The sequence below is a fragment of the Noviherbaspirillum phoenicis genome, from assembly GCF_047237965.1.
Classification (GTDB): domain Bacteria; phylum Pseudomonadota; class Gammaproteobacteria; order Burkholderiales; family Burkholderiaceae_D; genus Noviherbaspirillum_A.
Map to the genome: position 1 here is coordinate 331,307 of NZ_JBDFLX010000002.1, position 16,149 is coordinate 347,455.

15 protein-coding genes are annotated in these 16,149 nt (G+C 64.6%); 5 read left to right on the top strand and 10 right to left on the bottom strand.

What is annotated here, in order from left to right:
* Nucleotides 1-25 precede the first annotated feature (25 nt).
* Nucleotides 26-1,033, top strand: coding sequence for a Bug family tripartite tricarboxylate transporter substrate binding protein (locus tag ABC383_RS21095; protein ID WP_413016917.1), 1,008 nt, complete (start codon nt 26-28; stop codon nt 1,031-1,033).
* Nucleotides 1,034-1,138: 105 nt separating this feature from the next.
* Here ABC383_RS21095 and ABC383_RS21100 read toward each other — a convergent pair whose 3' ends face one another.
* The 5 genes from ABC383_RS21100 to ABC383_RS21120 all read right to left on the bottom strand — a co-directional run bounded on the left by ABC383_RS21100 (nt 1,139) and on the right by ABC383_RS21120 (nt 6,271).
* On the bottom strand, nt 1,139-1,405 hold the full coding sequence (locus ABC383_RS21100) for a hypothetical protein (protein WP_413016919.1): 267 nt from the start codon (nt 1,403-1,405) through the stop codon (nt 1,139-1,141).
* A gap of 238 nt (nt 1,406-1,643) precedes the next feature.
* Entirely contained in the window at nt 1,644-1,976 is a 333-nt protein-coding gene (locus ABC383_RS21105; protein WP_413016921.1) for a four-helix bundle copper-binding protein, read from the bottom strand.
* A gap of 209 nt (nt 1,977-2,185) precedes the next feature.
* Nucleotides 2,186-3,703: a BCCT family transporter gene (locus ABC383_RS21110; RefSeq protein ID WP_413016922.1), complete on the bottom strand. Its 1,518-nt coding sequence runs from the start codon at nt 3,701-3,703 to the stop codon at nt 2,186-2,188.
* A 60-nt stretch (nt 3,704-3,763) separates the two neighbouring features.
* Entirely contained in the window at nt 3,764-4,678 is a 915-nt protein-coding gene (locus ABC383_RS21115; RefSeq protein WP_413016923.1) for a porin, read from the bottom strand.
* A 270-nt stretch (nt 4,679-4,948) separates the two neighbouring features.
* Nucleotides 4,949-6,271 carry a chloride channel protein gene (locus ABC383_RS21120; RefSeq protein ID WP_413016925.1) on the bottom strand — a complete coding sequence of 441 codons (1,323 nt, stop codon included), beginning with the start codon at nt 6,269-6,271 and terminating at the stop codon, nt 4,949-4,951.
* Between the two features lie 147 nt (nt 6,272-6,418).
* Here ABC383_RS21120 and ABC383_RS21125 point away from each other — a divergent pair, with 147 nt between their 5' ends.
* The 3 genes from ABC383_RS21125 (at nt 6,419) to ABC383_RS21135 (ending at nt 10,396) form a co-directional block, all read left to right on the top strand.
* Nucleotides 6,419-6,913: a MarR family winged helix-turn-helix transcriptional regulator gene (locus ABC383_RS21125; protein ID WP_413016927.1), complete on the top strand. Its 495-nt coding sequence runs from the start codon at nt 6,419-6,421 to the stop codon at nt 6,911-6,913.
* A 124-nt stretch (nt 6,914-7,037) separates the two neighbouring features.
* The gene (locus ABC383_RS21130) at nt 7,038-8,129 is read left to right on the top strand and encodes a mechanosensitive ion channel family protein (protein WP_413016928.1); all 1,092 of its coding nucleotides are present in this window, start codon (nt 7,038-7,040) and stop codon (nt 8,127-8,129) included.
* Nucleotides 8,130-8,137: 8 nt separating this feature from the next.
* Nucleotides 8,138-10,396 (top strand): alpha,alpha-trehalose-phosphate synthase (UDP-forming), encoded by a 2,259-nt coding sequence (locus ABC383_RS21135; RefSeq protein WP_413016930.1) that lies wholly within the window; start codon nt 8,138-8,140, stop codon nt 10,394-10,396.
* Nucleotide 10,397: 1 nt separating this feature from the next.
* Here the strand turns inward: ABC383_RS21135 and ABC383_RS21140 are convergent, their stop codons facing one another.
* Nucleotides 10,398-10,850 carry a DUF6647 family protein gene (locus ABC383_RS21140; protein WP_413016932.1) on the bottom strand — a complete coding sequence of 151 codons (453 nt, stop codon included), beginning with the start codon at nt 10,848-10,850 and terminating at the stop codon, nt 10,398-10,400.
* A gap of 190 nt (nt 10,851-11,040) precedes the next feature.
* Between ABC383_RS21140 and ABC383_RS21145 the strand changes: the two genes are divergently transcribed.
* Nucleotides 11,041-11,409 carry a hypothetical protein gene (locus ABC383_RS21145; RefSeq protein WP_413016933.1) on the top strand — a complete coding sequence of 123 codons (369 nt, stop codon included), beginning with the start codon at nt 11,041-11,043 and terminating at the stop codon, nt 11,407-11,409.
* Here the strand turns inward: ABC383_RS21145 and gph are convergent.
* Genes gph through ABC383_RS21165 form a run of 4 tightly spaced genes read right to left on the bottom strand, consistent with a single transcriptional unit; the run spans nt 11,393 to nt 16,084 of the window.
* A complete protein-coding gene (gph, locus tag ABC383_RS21150; RefSeq protein WP_413016935.1) occupies nt 11,393-12,094 on the bottom strand; it encodes a phosphoglycolate phosphatase in 702 nt (233 codons plus the stop codon). The genes ABC383_RS21145 and gph overlap by 17 nt on opposite strands.
* Nucleotide 12,095: 1 nt before the next feature.
* The gene (gene tkt, locus ABC383_RS21155) at nt 12,096-14,099 is read right to left on the bottom strand and encodes a transketolase (protein ID WP_413016937.1); all 2,004 of its coding nucleotides are present in this window, start codon (nt 14,097-14,099) and stop codon (nt 12,096-12,098) included.
* 9 nt (nt 14,100-14,108) lie between these two features.
* Entirely contained in the window at nt 14,109-14,993 is an 885-nt protein-coding gene (locus tag ABC383_RS21160) for a phosphoribulokinase (protein WP_413016938.1), read from the bottom strand.
* 17 nt (nt 14,994-15,010) lie between these two features.
* Nucleotides 15,011-16,084, bottom strand: a complete 1,074-nt coding sequence (locus tag ABC383_RS21165; protein WP_413016940.1) for a class 1 fructose-bisphosphatase — start codon at nt 16,082-16,084, stop codon at nt 15,011-15,013.
* Between the last annotated feature and the right edge of the window lie 65 nt (nt 16,085-16,149).

The following is a 16,149-nucleotide window of genomic DNA, read 5'->3' on the forward strand; positions in this document are numbered from 1 at the left end:
GGATAACAATCTCAAGGAGACCGTGATGTCACAAAACACCCCTTTCATCTCGCAGCGCCGCGGGCGACGCCAGTTCATGCTGCTGGCAGGCGCGATCGCCGCGCTGTCCCTGCCCGGCGCCGGCATGGCGCAGGAAGCCTGGCCATCCAAGCCGATCACAATCATCGTGCCATTCACGCCCGGCACCGGGATCGATGTGCTGGCGCGTACTCTGGGCCAGAAGCTGTCGCAGCGGGTCGGACAGGCCGTCATCGTGGAAAACAAGGCCGGCGCTTCCGGCAACATCGGCACCGAGGCGGCCGCACGTGCCGCACCGGACGGCTACACGCTGCTGATGACGGTCAACACCTTCGTGATGAACGCCAGCCTGTACAAAAGCGTCCCCTACGACCCCGTGAAAAGCTTTGTGCCGGTCGCGCCCACAGCCCAGGGCGCGCTGACCTTCGCGGTCAATCCCGCCGTCCCGGCAAAGACGCTGACGGAAGCGATCAAGCTCTTCAAGGACAATCCGGGCAAGTACACCTATGCCTCGCCCGGCAATGGCACGCCGCAGCATCTGGCGATGGAACTGTTGAAGCTCAATACCGGCGTCGATCTGCTGCATGTGCCTTACAAGGGCTCCGCCGGCGCCATTACCGACCTGCTGGGCGGACAGGTGCAGGCAATGATCCTGCCGGTGCATTCGGCGCTGGCACATGCCAAGGCCGGCAAGCTGCGCATGCTCGCGGTGGCGCAGGACAAGCGGGTGCCGAGCGCGCCTGAGGTGCCGACCTTTGCCGAGCAGGGGGTGGCCAATTCCAATGTCGACCTCTGGTATGGCCTGCTGGCGCCGGCCGGTACTCCAGCGCCGGTGGTGGCTCGCCTGAACAGCGAGATCAATCAGATCCTGGCGATGCCGGACGTCAGCGAAGCCCTGGACAAGCAGGGCATGGTGCCAACGCCCGGCAAGGCCGAGACGCTGGGCATGATGGTGAAGAACGACCTGGCACGCTGGGCCGATGTGATCAAGCGCGCCAAGATCAGCGCTGACTGAGGCGCCAGTCCCGCATCAGCCTGCGTTAAAAGCAATAAAGGCCTGCCTGCCCGCCGTGTACATGGCGGGCAGGCAGGCCTTGGGCCGCGTAGTGCAGCGGCTGGATTACTTCGACATGGTGCCGGTGGTGCTGCCTGCACCTTCCTTCTTCGGCATGGTGCTGCTGGTCTCGTTCTGGCCGGTCGGGCTCATCTTGCCTTCGCGGTTTGCCTGGGTCTTGCCGGTGGCGTCCTTGCTGGCATTTTCCTTTGCAGCCTCGGCCTTCTTTTCACTCTTGGTGGTCGGTGCCGCAGGAGCGGCGGTGTGGGCAGCGGCGAAGGCGCCGCCGGCGATCAGGGTGGCGCAGGCGCCGACGATCAGGGTTTTCAACATGGTTGTCTCCGTTCAGGTTGGAATTCGCAGTTGCAACAGGTCCGTAAGGGCAACGGACACCGGCGCAGGAACGAATATACCCATGAATCGCCGCAAGGTATTGATTGCATCCGTGTAAATCCACGATTTCCGGATGCGGCGCTATTGTTGCTCAGAAGCGACATGCGCCGGCAAGCATGTTGTTCGTGCCATGGAGCGGAGGCTGGGCCGCCCGAAAGCGACCTCGTCCTCCTTGGGATCAGGCGGTTGCCATGCGGCGGCATTCCTCCGCGCAGCGGCGGCAGGCCTGGGCGCATTCCTGGCAGTGCTGGGCCTGATGCTTGCCGCATTCCTCGCCGCAGGCCTGGCACACGTCCGCGCATGCCTTGCAGACTGCTGCCGCGAATTCGCTGCCGCGGCTCATGTAAGCGGCAGCGGTACGGCAGATCTGGGCGCAGTCCATATCGAGGGCAATGCAGCGCGCCATCATTTTGACGTCCTGTTCCTGCAGGCATGAAGCGGCGCAATGGTCGCAGGCGACCGCACAGGCGTAGCAGGCATCGATGCAGGCTTGAAACTGTTGATGTGACATGTTGCTCTCCTTGAGAATGAATCAGCCATCAGGAAACAATCATGCAACGGATGAGACCGGCACGAAGCCGAGCGACAGGACCCGCCGGGCCCGACGCATGGATGGTCTACTCCCGGTGCCGGCAATTCGAGAGCACGCGGTATAGATTTGTTCAAATATATTTTTGTGCCCTTGATTTCCATCATCTGGCCGTCTCGCAGTCAGGCGGTCTATTTGGTGACGATGTTGCGCATGCGTCGCCGCAGTTCGCGCTCGCGCTGCTCCTCTTCCTTCTGGTCTTCCCGCAGCGCACGCCAAAGCGATAGCACCATCAGCAGGATGACCAGGGCAAAGGGAAGGGCGAACCCGATCGTGGCTGTCTGCACGGCCTTGATCCCACCCGCCAGAAGCAGGCTGATCGCGATGCCAGATACCAGGACGCCCCAGATGATCTTGACGCGGGCGGACGGGTTGGGGCTGCCGCCTGTGCTCATCATGCTCAGCACCAGCACAGCCGAGTCGCCTGAAGTGACGAAGAAGATCAGCACCAGCAGTGTCGCAACGCCCGACATCAGCCCGCCCAGCGGCATGCCGGCAAACATGGTGAACAGCGCGGTGGACACGTCGGCCTTGACTGCGGCCGCGATCGGCACATGTTGCCAGATCTCCATGGTCAGCGCGGTGCCGCCAAATACCGAGAACCACAGGAAGGCAGCCAGTGACGGCGCCAGCACGGTGCCGAGAATGAATTCGCGCACCGTGCGGCCGCGCGAGACGCGGGCGATGAACAGGCCCACGAAAGGCGACCAGGAAATCCACCAGGCCCAGTAGAAAATGGTCCAGTCGCCAACCCACTTGCTGTCGCGAAATGGCGTTGCCCGCAAGCTCATGCGCACGATCTCGCTGAGATAGCTACCCAGCGTATTGGTCAGGGTGTCGATGATGGCGATGGTAGGGCCAAGCAGGAACACCGCCAGCATCAGCAGCGCTGCCACCACCATGTTGAAGTTCGACAGGTACTTGATGCCCTTGTCGACGCCGGTGGTAGCCGAAGTAATGAAAATCAAGGCGGTAACGATGATGATCGCCACCTGCGAGATGTCGCTGACCGGCAGCCCGAACACTGCCTTCAGGCCGCTGTTGATCTGCAATGCGCCCATGCCCAGCGAAGCGGCGACACCAAAGGCGGTGGCGATGACGGCCAGCGCATTGAACAGGCCCGACAGCCGGCGCACCGCCGCCCAGGGCAAGGCGCTGGTTGCCGAACTGATCAGCGCCTGCGACTGGCGGCGGTACTGGAAGAATGCAATCGCCAGCGCGACGATGCTGTACACCGCCCATGGATGCAGGCCCCAATGGAAAAACGCATAGCGCATTGCGGCATTGGCCGCTTCAGGCGTGCCGGGCGCGATGCCTGGCGGCGGCGTGTTGTAATGCGACAGAGGTTCGGCCACGCCCCAGAACACCAGGCCGATGCCCATGCCTGCTGCAAACAGCATCGCGAACCAGCTTCCGACGGAGAACTCGGGCTCCTCGTCCTCGTTGCCCAGCTTCAGGTTGCCGTAACGGCTCAGCGCGAGAAACAGCGCGAACAGCACTAGTCCCAGCACGATCCACAAATACAGCCAGCCGAAATTGCGGATGCTCGCCGCCAGCGCCGTATCGAATACGGCAGCCATGGAAGATGGCGAAAGAATGCCCCATAGCACCACGAGAAAGATGAGGCCTGCGGGAAAAATGAGCTGCATGTCGTCTCCTGACGAAAGATCGGCGCCGCACATGCCGGTGCCCCGGCACGCCATGCGGCGTCAGAAAGAGTGGCTGATCCCTACGGCAGTGCCTACCGCGCCGCCAGGGTTCGGGCCGCGGTCGCGGTGAAGATCCGTGTAGATATTGGTGCGCAAGGACAGGGCGTGGATGTAGCCAATGCTGAACTTGCTGCTGTTCTGGTCAGGATTGCGACCGTACCCTGCGCGCACCGTATCCTTGCCCAGCTTGTAGGTGCCGGCCAGCATGACTGCCTTCTCCGTCTCGCCCTGGTTCAGGTGCACGCGGGCATGGGAGGCCATCAGCGTGAGCTTGTCGATGCGCCAGGAGGCCGCGATCATCATGATGCGGTCGCGAACCCGGTTGCTTTCGTAGGACGCCATCGCTGCCACCGGCCCCTGCGCATAGTTGAGCGAAAAGCCCGCCGTGCGCGCCGCAGCGTCGGCGACACGTTCGGTCTCGCCGGCCGCATCCAGGCTCCAGCCCGCAAACTCGGGGCTTTCATAGAAGATGCCGTTGCTGATGCGTGAAAAATTTGCATAGCCCGCCGCCGCATCCCGCAGGCCGTCGCTGCTGTAGCTGCCGGTCTGAAACGCAGCCAGCGAGCCATTGAAGCCGCTGTTGATCCATGGCTCGAAGCGCCACACATTGTTCCAGAGCGGCGTCAGCGCCCGGCCCAGGCGCACCGTGCCATGCGACTGACTTGCCAGACCCACGGTCGACTCGCCCTGCCAGAAGGTGCCGGTGCGCTCCAGGCTGCCTGTATCCGGATTGAAGCGCGTCTGGAGATTGAAGGTGGCGGACAGGCCGCCGCCGAGCGCCTCGCTGCCCTTGACCCCCAGCCAGTTGTTGTAGCCTCGCTCGAGCGCAAGCGGATCGCCGCTGCGCTTGCTGATGCCAAGGTCGAGGTTGCCGTACAGGACAACGCTGGACTGCGCTGCAGCCCATGGCGCCACGCACGCAAGACAGCACAGAAGGCAGTATCGGGCTGGAGTATGCATTTGGCTGAATGTAAAAAGCTCGGCAGTATAGCGCCCGGTTGCTGCCTCTACAATCGTTAATTCCATGCCAGAAAAACGCGCGCGCCCTTATCAGGCAGGGGTTTGCGCAAGATTAAACCTTGCTTGACGGCCGGCAATGCGGATGGTTGGCGCAACGGCGGGCGTGACAGGAGGTCGAGCCGGGCCTCTTGTCGCCCGACCAGCTGGCATTGCCGTCGGTGATGGTTAATGCCGCCGCACGGCGTCCGTGTCGGCGGGCAGCATGCCTTGCGCGAGCGTATGGTAAAGAGGCGTGCGGCACACCGCCTTGGAGGCCGCGCTGGCAATCAGCGCAGTGGCCATCAGCGGCATCAGCATGTGATGGCTGTCGGTCATTTCCATCATGATGATGAAGGAGGTCAGCGGCGCGCGGGTAACGCCCGCCAGATAGGCGGCCATCACGAGAAGCACCATTGCGCTGTGCGGCGCCAGTGCCGGCAGCAGCGCCGCGACGTTGTCGCCAATGCCTGCCCCGACCGCCAGCGAGGGCGCAAAGATGCCGCCGGGAATGCCCGCAGCCGATGACATCAGCGTGGCCAGGAACTTGGCGGCGCCGAAGTACCAGGGCAGGGCGCCGCTTTGTTCCAGCGTCATGCGGGTCGGTTCATAGCCGGTGCCGAACACCAGGCCATCGGTGGCGACGCCCAGCAGGGCCACGCCCAGCCCGCAAGAGGCGGCCCAGGCATATGGCCGCGAGCGGACAAAGCGGCCGGCGCGGCCCGGCAGGCCGGCGCTGCTGCGTATCATCAGGCGGCTGAAGAGCCCGCCGCCCAGGCCGCCGGCAATGCCGCACACCACGATGGCGAGCGCACCGCTCTGCCAATCCAGCGTGGTGGCCGTGGTGCCGAAATAGGTGTAGTTGCCCAGGAGGGAGAGCGACACCAGGCCCGACAGCACCACCGTGATCAGCGTCGAGCTGTTTGCCTTGAAGACATGCTGGCTGCTGAGTTCCTCGATGGCAAACATGATGCCGGCCAATGGCGTGTTGAACGCCGCGGCGATGCCGGCGGCGCCGCCGGCGAGTATCAGGGTGCGGCGCTGCTGCTCGCCGTTCAGCGGGCCACGGCCGCGAAACGCGTGCATGATCGATGCGCCGATCTGTACGGTTGGCCCCTCGCGGCCGATCGATGCGCCGGCGGCTAAGCCGCCTATCGTCAGCAGCACCTTGCCGAAGGCAATGCGCAGCGAGAGCAGCGAGCTTGGCTGGATGCAGTCATGCACTTCCATCGCAGCGATGGCCTGCGGTATGCCGCTGCCCTGGGCGCCAGGAAACCAGTTGCGGCAGATCCATGCAAGGGCGGCGAAAGCCGCCGGCATCAGCAGCAGCGGCAGATAGGGATAAGCGCTCCAGAGCGCCCGGTTCAGCCGCGTGGCCTCTTCGCTGCCATAGGCGAGCCCGACCGCCACAAGGCCCACCAGCAAGGGGGCGATCAGCCAGGCCCAGCCCTTGTGCCAGTATGTCACCGCGCCATTTCGCAGTCTTGTTTGCCGCGAGCCTGGATTTTCCATTGCCTTCCTGATCAATCGCCTTGTTTTTTACATTCTAGCAAATATGATCTGCGCCGTTGGCCGGGCACGGCTGTCAAAATTGAGGTTGCGAAACACATTGATACGAATGTATATTTGCAGAAAGATACTGATCTAAATGGTAAAAATATGGCTGCTTCCCGCTCCGGCGCCGCAAAAACGAACGACCCGCTGGTGATCCTGGGCAAGTTTCGCATCCTGATTCGTGCCGCGCAGCGGCACTCCGCCGCAATACAGAAGAAGTGCGGCGTCAGCGGCGCGCAGCTCTGGATATTGCAGGAACTGCGCGACGCGCCTGGCCTGCGGGTAGGCGAACTGGCTGCCCGCATGGCCATTCACCAGACAACCACCAGCAACCTGCTCGACTCGCTGGAAAAAAGCGGTTACGTGCTCAAGTCGCGCGACGAAAGCGACCAGCGCGTGGTCAACCTGTCGCTCACGCCCAGCGGCGTGAAAGTACTGCGCAAGGCGCCGCAACCGGCGCGCGGCCTGCTTCCGGAAGCGCTGGCCAAGGTCAGCGCCGCCGACCGGGCCAAGCTCAATGCCGGACTGCAGGCATTGCTCGACGTGGTCGAGGATGCCGACAAGGACGCGGGCGGTAAGCCGCTGTCATTCAACCTGTAGTCCTGGCGAAGGGCGCCGCCGCGCCCGTTCCCAGCCGCACCGTTCCGGGTTCGCCGTGCGCGATTCCCGGGGCCGTCCCGTGTCCGCTTCGGGCCGGTGATGTGCGTAAATCAATGGAGAAGATATGGACCTGATGCCGATGCCATCATACGACGTCATGCTTGCCGCCGTCGTTTTCATCGCCGTACTTGCCGGCCTGCTCGCCGGCAAGGCCCTGTTGACGCGCCAGTTGCGCCGGCTGGCCGAGGCTTCCCGCTTCAATGTGCTGGGCTACGTGGCCCAGGTGCTTGGCGCCACGCGCCTGCCCTTTCTGTGCTGGGTCGCGCTGCTGGCCGGCGTCAGCCAGCTGACCCTTAATCCGCGCCAGGAAAAATGGCTCAACTATGCCTGGATCATCATCCTGGTATCGCAGATAGCGCTGTGGGCCAACCGCATCGTCACCGTTGCGGTGGAGCGTGCCTTCGAGCGCCAGCGCACGAGCAACCCGGCGTCGGCCACGCACCTGATGCTGGCCGGGCTGGTGGCGCGCATCGTCCTGTGGTCGGTCGCCGTGCTGGTGACCCTGGATAACCTGGGCTTCAACATCACGACGCTCATGGCCAGCCTGGGCATAGGCGGCATCGCGGTCGCGCTGGCGGTGCAGAACATCCTCGGCGATATCTTTTCATCGGTGTCGATCGCGCTCGACAAGCCGTTCGTGATCGGCGATTTCATCGTGGTCGACTCCTACATGGGCACCGTCGAGTACGTCGGCATGAAGACGACGCGCATCCGCAGCCTGGGCGGCGAGCAGATCATCTTCTCCAACAACGAGCTGCTGAAGAACCGCATCCGCAATTACAAGCGCATGCAGGAGCGGCGCGTGCTGTTCGAGTTTGGTGTCGCTTACGAAACGCCGATCGAGCAGGTGCGCGCGCTGCCCGGCATCGTGCGCGAGATTGTTTCCTCCCAGCTGCAGACCCGTTTCGACCGCGCCCACTTCAAGGGTTATGGCGACAGCGCGCTGCAGTTCGAAGTGGTGTATTTCGTGCTGGACCCGGACTTCAACAAGTACATGGACATACAGCAGGCGATCAACCTGGCGCTGCTCGAAGCGCTCGCCGCGCGCGAAGTGGCCTTTGCCCATCCGGTGCGCATGTTACGCCTGGCGCCCGAACAGATGCGGGCTGCCGCCAGCCACCTGGCAGCCATCACGCCAGCCGACAGGGCTGCCTAGGAGACGCCATGCCGTTCCAGTCGCTTCGTCTCTCGCTGCGTTTCCTGCTGCCTCTGGCGCTCGTGCTCGTGCTGTTCGCCTATGCGGCCGTTCCGCTCACCGAAAAGCTGACGGTGCGCTGGTTCGTGCGCGACCTCGACATCCGTTCGCAACTGCTGGCCAGCGCGCTGGAAGAGCCCCTGCTGACCTATCTGCCGCAAAAGGCGCGCAGGCAGATCAACCAGCTGTTCGACCGCGCCATCCGCGATGAACGGCTTTATGCGCTGGGGCTGTGCGACGCCGCCGGCAGCCTGCTGTACAAGACGGCCACCTTCCCCGCATCGATTCCCTGCAACCGGCCGGCTCAGGGCAAGGTCGGCAGCGAAAACAGGGCGATGCTGCGTCTGCCGCAGGGCGCCGTCCATGTGTCCGAGAGCGACCTGATGCAGGATGGCGTGCTCGTGGGCAGGCTGCTGCTGGTGCATGACATGAGCTTCATCGAGCGGCGCAGCGCCGATACCCGCAAATACGTCTTCACCATGTTCGCGCTGCTTGCGCTGGTGATTGCGGTGCTGACGGTGATCATCGCGCAGCTGAGCTGGCGCGGCTGGGTCAATGGCGTGCGCAGCCTGCTGCGCGGCGACCTGCTGTTGCGCGCACCGGCGGCGGGCGCCCCGGCGGAGATGCAGCCGCTGATTGGCGACCTGCGCAACCTGCTGCAGGAGTACCAGCGCGACCGCCAGCAGGATGGCGGCGCCCAGGTGTCGGCGCCGGACAAGCTGCGGGCCCTGCTGCACAATGAACTGGCCGGCGACGAGGTGCTGGTGGTGTCGAACCGCGAGCCGTACATCCATGTCGAGACGCCGGAAGGCGTCGAGGTGCGGCGGCCGGCGAGCGGCCTGGTGACAGCGGTGGAAGCGGTGATGCGGGCCTGTTCGGGTACCTGGATCGCGCACGGCGCCGGCAGCGCCGACCGCCAGACCGTGGACAAGCATGACCGGGTGCAAGTGCCGCCGGGTGATCCGACCTATACCCTGCGGCGGGTCTGGCTGACCAAGGAAGAGGAGCAGGGCTATTACTACGGCTTTGCCAACGAAGGGCTGTGGCCGCTGTGCCATATCGCCCATGTGCGGCCTGTGTTCCGCTTCACCGACTGGGAACAGTATGTGGCCGTGAACCGGCGCTTTGCCGACGCGGTGGTGAAGGAGGCGCGCACCAGCAATCCGGTGGTGCTGGTGCAGGACTATCATTTCGCGCTGTTGCCGCGGCTGGTGCGGGAACGGCTGCCGGAGGCAACCATCATCACCTTCTGGCATATACCCTGGCCCAACGCCGAGTCCTTCGGCATCTGCCCGTGGCGCACCCAGATCCTTGAGGGCATGCTGGGCAGCACCATCCTCGGTTTTCACACGCCGCTGCATCGCAAGAACTTCCTGGACACGGTGGACCGCTACCTGGAAGCCCGGATCGAGAACGAGGCGTCCACGGTGTCTTATGGCGGCAAGCTGACCCAGGTGGAGAATTACCCGATTTCGATTGCCTGGCCGGACCAGCCCGGGCCGGATGGGCAAGACGTGGCGCAATGCCGTGCCTCGATACGCCATGCGCTGGGCCTGTCGCCGGGCCACCTTCTGGGCATCGGCGTGGACCGGCTGGATTACACCAAGGGCATACCGGAACGTTTCCAGGCGGTGGAACGCATGCTCGAGCTGCATCCGGAAATGGTGGGCAAGTTCACGCTGGTGCAGATCGCGGCCCCCAGCCGTTCCAGCCTGGACGAGTACCAGAATTTCGAGGCCAGGGTGCGGCAGCTGACGCAGCGCATCAACCAGCGTTTCGGCAGCGGCAGCTACCTGCCCATCATCCTCAAGGCCGAGCATCATGAGCAAAACGAGGTCAACCGCTACTACCGCGCTGCCGATGTCTGCATGGTCACCAGCCTGCACGATGGCATGAACCTGGTCGCCAAGGAGTACATCGCGGCGCGCGATGATGAACAGGGTGCGCTGATCCTGAGCCAGTTCACCGGCGCGGCAATGGAATTGCATGCGGCGCTGATCGTCAATCCCTACCACATCGAACAAAGTGCGGAGGCGCTGTACCAGGCGCTGGTGATGCCAGTGGCCGAACAGAAGGCGCGCATGCGCAGCATGCGCACGCTGGTGCGGGACTTCAACGTCTATCGCTGGGCTGGCCGCATGCTGCTCGATGCTTCCCGCCTGCGCCAGCGCCAGCGCGTCATGTCGAGCATTCACGCCCACGGCGGCCGGTCGGTGCGCATCGACTGATTCAGGGCGGCGCCTCCGCCGCCGGCTCGCGCGGGCAACGGGAAAACCGCAGCATGCTGCCTTGCCGCGCCGGCCGGTTGTTCTGCCGCAGATACCGGTTCTGCACGTCATACGCCTGCTCCTCGCTCTGCAGCACTGCGGTGCAGGACGTGAAGCCGGCGCTGCCGGTCTGCTTGAACTGCAGCACATGCACCATTTCATGTACGAGGAAGGAAGCGTCCACCGGATCGTCGAAGTCCAGCTTGTCATCGGCGACGATGCGGTAGCGCTGGGTGTCGAAGGCCGCGATCAGCCCGGCGCAGCGCACCGGCGCGCTGCTGCACACGGTCTTGTTAAGTTCGGCGCGCGGCAGCAGCAGCACCGGCGGCAATTGGCTGACATGGATGCCGGGCAGCCCGGACAGCTGTATTGCCACGCTGAGGAGCTGGGTGAGAAGTTGCTGGCTGGGATCCATGGATATTCCCTGGACGAGGATATGGTCAATCCAATGTAGACCACAAAAGACGTTTCCACACGCGCAGCGGTAACGCGGTGATGATCCAGTCAAGCCTGCATGCTGCGCTGCCGCTTGCCGGTAAGATGGCGCAAACCTTGCATGGTACTTGCCGCCGGGCCGTGATCCCGGCATTCCAGGAGGAAAATGCATGAAGGCACTCATCTTCACTGTGACAACGATGGCGGCCTGGCTGACGCTGGCGCCGCTGGCTCATGCGCAAGCCGACGAGCCGAGCGAGTCCGACATCCGCGCTCTGGCCGAGCGTGACGTGGCCCGCGCCAACATGCCCATCGTCGAGTACCACCAGCGCCTGGGCAAGGGCGATGTGCCGCCGGACATGCTGGTGAAGCTCCATGCGGCGCGCAAGAAGGGTTGTCAGCCAGCCACCGAACTGCAGAGATGGCAGTGCGAGGTGCAGATGGAAATGACCGTGCCCAACGGCGGCTTCCGGTCCAGCACGGTGCTGCTGCGCATTGCCAGGAACGGCGATGGCTGGACGGCTAGCCGCTTGCGCTGACCGTCGTCTCAGGCTGTTTTAGCAACGCCGGCAATTCGTCGAGCGAATCGATGTAGCGGTTGCAAGGCGCCGCATCCGGCGCAGCGCCGTTGTGATAGCCGTAGCGCACCAGATACACCGGCATGCCGGCCCGGCCCGCGGCCCTGGCGTCGACGCCTGAGTCGCCCACCATCACGCACTGCGCGGGCTGCGCGCCGAGACGGCGGCAGGCAGCCAGCAGCAGCGCCGGATGCGGCTTGAGCGGCAGCGCGGGGTCGCCGCAGGCTACCGCGTCGAAGCAGGGCGACAGGCCCAGCGCATCGAGCAGCGGCTCGGCGTAGGGCCGCGGCTTGTTGGTCACGCAGGCCAGCGCATAGCCCAGTCCGCGCAGCATGGTCAGACCCTGCAGCACGCCCGGAAATACCGTGCTGTGGCGGCCGTTGCAGTCGAGGTAGTGACGCTCGAACATGGCAAGGGCGCTGCGTTCATCTGCTGACCCGGCGCCCGACGCATGGGCCAGCACCTGGCGCACCAGATGGCCCACGCCCCAGCCGATGAAGCCGCGCACTGTCTGAAGCGGCAACGGCGGCGCGCCTATCTGCGCCAGCATCCGGTTTACTGCCGCAGCGATATCCGGCGCGCTGTCTATCATGGTGCCGTCCAGGTCGACCAGCACGGCCTGTGGCCGCTTTTCCATGGCAAGCATCTCAGTCTCCCAGCAGCGCCTGCGCGCTGGCGGCGATGTCGGCCGGCGTCAGCCTGAAATAGCCATACAGCGCGCCGGCCGGCGCCGATTCGCCGAAACGGTCGATGCCCAGCGCCACGCCGCTGTCGCCCACCATGGACTGCCATAGCCAGGTAATGCCGGCTTCGACGCTGACCCGCGGCACCCCAGGCGGCAGCACGGCATCGCGCCAGTCCCCCGGCTGCGCATGGAACAGTTCGACGCAGGGCATGGACACCAAACGCACCCGGTAGTCCTTGTCCCGCAACAGCGCGGCAGCCTCGGCAGCAATCCCCACTTCCGAGCCGGTGGCGATCAGCACCAGTTGCGGTTTGTCGCAGTCCTGCAGCACGTAGCCGCCGCGTGCGATGCCGGCGATTTGTGCCGCATCGCGGGCAAAGGGCTGCAGCGCCTGCCGCGACAGGGCCAGGCAGGTCGGGCCGTCCTCACGCCCGATTGCAGCGCGCCAGGCAGCGGCCGTCTCGACGCCGTCGCAGGGTCGCCAGACGCGGTTGCCCGGGATCAGGCGCAGCGTGGCCAGATGCTCTATCGGCTGATGGGTCGGACCGTCCTCGCCCAGGCCGATCGAGTCATGGGTCAGCACATGGATCACCCGCTGCTTCATCAGCGCCGCCATGCGGATCGCATTGCGCGAATAGTCCGAGAAGGTCAGGAAGGTGCCGCCGTAGGGGATGAAGCCGCGATAAAGCGCCATGCCGTTCATCATCGCCGCCATGCCGAATTCACGCACGCCATAGCTCAGGTAATTGCCCGCGCCGTGATCGTTGACCCGGACCGACGCCGGCACATTGGTCAGGTTCGAGCCGGTCAGGTCGGCCGAGCCGCCGAACAATTCCGGCAACAGCGGGCTGATGGCTTCCAGCACCAGCTGGGAAGCCTTGCGGGTCGCCACTTTCCTGCCCAGTTCGCCGGGCGCCGCCAGCAGCGCATCGAAGCAGTCATCGATGCCGGCAGGCAGTTCGCCCCGGAGGCGGCGCAGCAACTCGGCAGCCAGCGCGCCATGCTGCGCCTGGTAAGCCGCGAAGCTTGCATTCCATTGCGCTTCCAGCGCGGCGCCGCGGCCGCGGCCATCCCAGGCATCGGCCAGTTCCTGCGGAATGGCGAAGGGCGGATGCGGCCAGCCGCCGAGGTCGCGCATTGCCTGGATTTCCTCCGGCCCGAGCGGCGCGCCATGCACATCGTGGCCGCCGGCCTTGCCGGGCGCGCCGTGGCCTATCGTAGTCTTGCAGCAGATCAGGATCGGCGCTTCCCGCTGCGCCCTGGCCGCATGCAGCGCAGCATCGATGGCCGCGGCGTCATGGCCGTCGACATCCGCGATCACATGCCAGCCATAGGCGCGAAAGCGCTGCGGCGTGTCGTCAGTGAACCAGCCGGCCACGTCGCCGTCGATGGAAATGCCATTGTCGTCATACAGCGCGATCAGCTTGTTTAGCTTCAGCGTGCCGGCCAGCGAGCAGGCTTCATGGCTGATGCCTTCCATCAGGCAGCCGTCGCCCAGGAACACATAGGTATGGTGGTCGATCAGGTCGAAGCCCGGCCGGTTGAACTGCGCGGCCAGCATTTTTTCAGCCAGCGCCATGCCGACCGCATTGGCCAGGCCCTGGCCGAGCGGCCCCGTGGTGGTTTCGACGCCGGGCGTGACGCCATGCTCCGGATGGCCAGGCGTTCTTGAATGGAGCTGGCGGAAGCGCCTGATCTCTTCCACCGGCAGGTCATAGCCGGACAAGTGCAGCAGCGCATACAGCAGCATCGATGCATGGCCGTTGGAAAGCACGAAGCGGTCGCGTCCCGGCCAGTGCGGATTGGCCGGGTTGTGCCGCAGGTGGCGGCGCCACAGCACTTCGGCGATGTCGGCCATGCCCAGCGGCGCGCCGGGATGGCCCGAGGCGGCCTGTTCGACCGCGTCGGCGGCCAGGAAGCGGATGGCATCGGCCGCGTTCGCGGCCACTTTGTCGGGTGCGTTCATCGCGGTCTCCTAGAGTTGGTTCATTGCGCGCTTCTTGCGCTCCATCATCCGCCAGATGAAGGGGGTGAAGATCAGCTGCATCGCCAGCTCCATCTTCCCGCCCGGCACCACGATGGTATTGGCACGGGACATGAAGGAATCCTTGACCATGTTGAGCAGGTATTGAAAATCGATGCCCTTGGGGTTGGCGAAGCGGATCACCACGAAGCTCTCGTCCGGCGCCGGGATGTCGCGCGCAATGAAGGGGTTGGAGGTGTCCACGCATGGCACCCGTTGGAAGTTCACATGGGTATGCGTAAATTGTGGGCAGATGTAATTCACATAGTCGGGCATGCGGCGCAGGATGGTGTCGGTCACGGCTTCGGTCGAGTAGCCGCGCTTGGACTTGTCGCGCCACAGCTTCTGTATCCATTCGAGGTTGATCACCGGCACCACGCCGATCAGCAGGTCCGGATGCCTGGCGATGTCGATATCGCCGTGCACCACCGCGCCGTGCAGGCCTTCGTAGAACAGCAGGTCGGTGCCGCGCTCGATCTCTTCCCAGGGCGTGAAGGTGCCGGGCTTCTGGTCGTAGGGCGCGGCCTCCTCGGCGTCGTGCAGGTATTTGCGGCGACGGCCGGTGCCGCTTTCGCCGTAGCTGCGGAACAGGCCCTCGAGTTCGGCGAACAGGTTGGTGTCCGGCCCGAAATGGCTGAAGTTGCGGTCGCCGGTCCGTTCCGCCTCGATCTGCCTTTCCTTCATTTCCTCACGGTTGTAACGGTGGAAGCTGTCGCCCTCGACGATAGTGGCGCTGAGGTTCTCGCGCCGGAAGATGTTCTCGAAGGTGCGGGTCACCGAGGTGGTGCCGGCGCCGGAGGAGCCGGTGATGGCTATGATGGGATAGCGTTCTGACATGATGCCTCCGGGTGGTCTCAGGCGGGGGTGCGGAACAGGCTGCGCTCGCAGAACAGCGGCTCGGGCAGCTCCATCGGCGGCGGCGCGTTGTGATAACGCTCGATCAGCTCGACCTCGTGGCGCGAGCCGAAGATCAGGCCGACCCGCTGGTGCAGCGCGGAGGGCGCCACATCCATCACCGGCTGGCGGCCGGTGCTGGCGCGGCCGCCAGCCTGCTCGATCACGAAGCCGATCGGATTGGCTTCATACAGCAGGCGCAGCCGGCCGGGCATGCGGCTGTCCTTGCTGTCGCGCGGATACAGGAAGACGCCGCCGCGCATCAGGATGCGGTGCGCCTCGGCCACCATGGAGGCAATCCAGCGCATGTTGAAGTCGCGGCCGCGGCTGCCGGTGCGGCCGGCCATGCATTCATTCACGTAGCGCTTCACCGGCTCTTCCCAGAAACGGCTGTTGGAAGCGTTGATTGCGAATTCGCTGGTGTCGGCCGGCACGCACAGGCGCGGATGGGTCAGCATGAACTCGCCCAGCTGCGGGCAGAGCGTGAAGCCGTTCACGCCATTGCCCACGGTCAGCACCAGCATCGTGGTCGGGCCATAGATCGCATAGCCGGCCGCGACCTGCCGGGCGCCGGGCTGCAGGAAGTCGCGCTCTGTCACAGGCTGTTCCGTTTCCGGCGCACGCAGCACCGAAAATATGCTCCCTACCGATACATTCACGTCAATGTTCGACGAGCCGTCCAGCGGGTCGAACAGCAGCAGATAGCGGCCCTTCGGGTAGCAATCCGGTATTTGATAGGGTTCATCCATCTCCTCAGAAGCCATGCCGGCCAGGTAGCCGCCCCAGTTGTTGCCTTCGATGAACAGGGCGTTGCTGATCAGGTCCAGCTTCTGCTGGGATTCGCCCTGCACATTGACCGCCCTCGCGTCGCCCAGCACACCGCCCAGCGCGCCGGCGGCAACCTTGCGGGCGATGCGCTTGCAGCACAGTGCGACATTGAGCAGCAGGCTGTTGAAGTCGCCGCTGGCGCCGGGAAAGCGGCGCCGTTCCTCGATCAGGAACTGGGTCAGGGTGATGCGCATGTCCGGGTTCATCTTCTGTCTCCTGTTGTCGTTTTCTGTCGGGAAAGCACCTGCCGTCATGACCACCATCCTCGCCA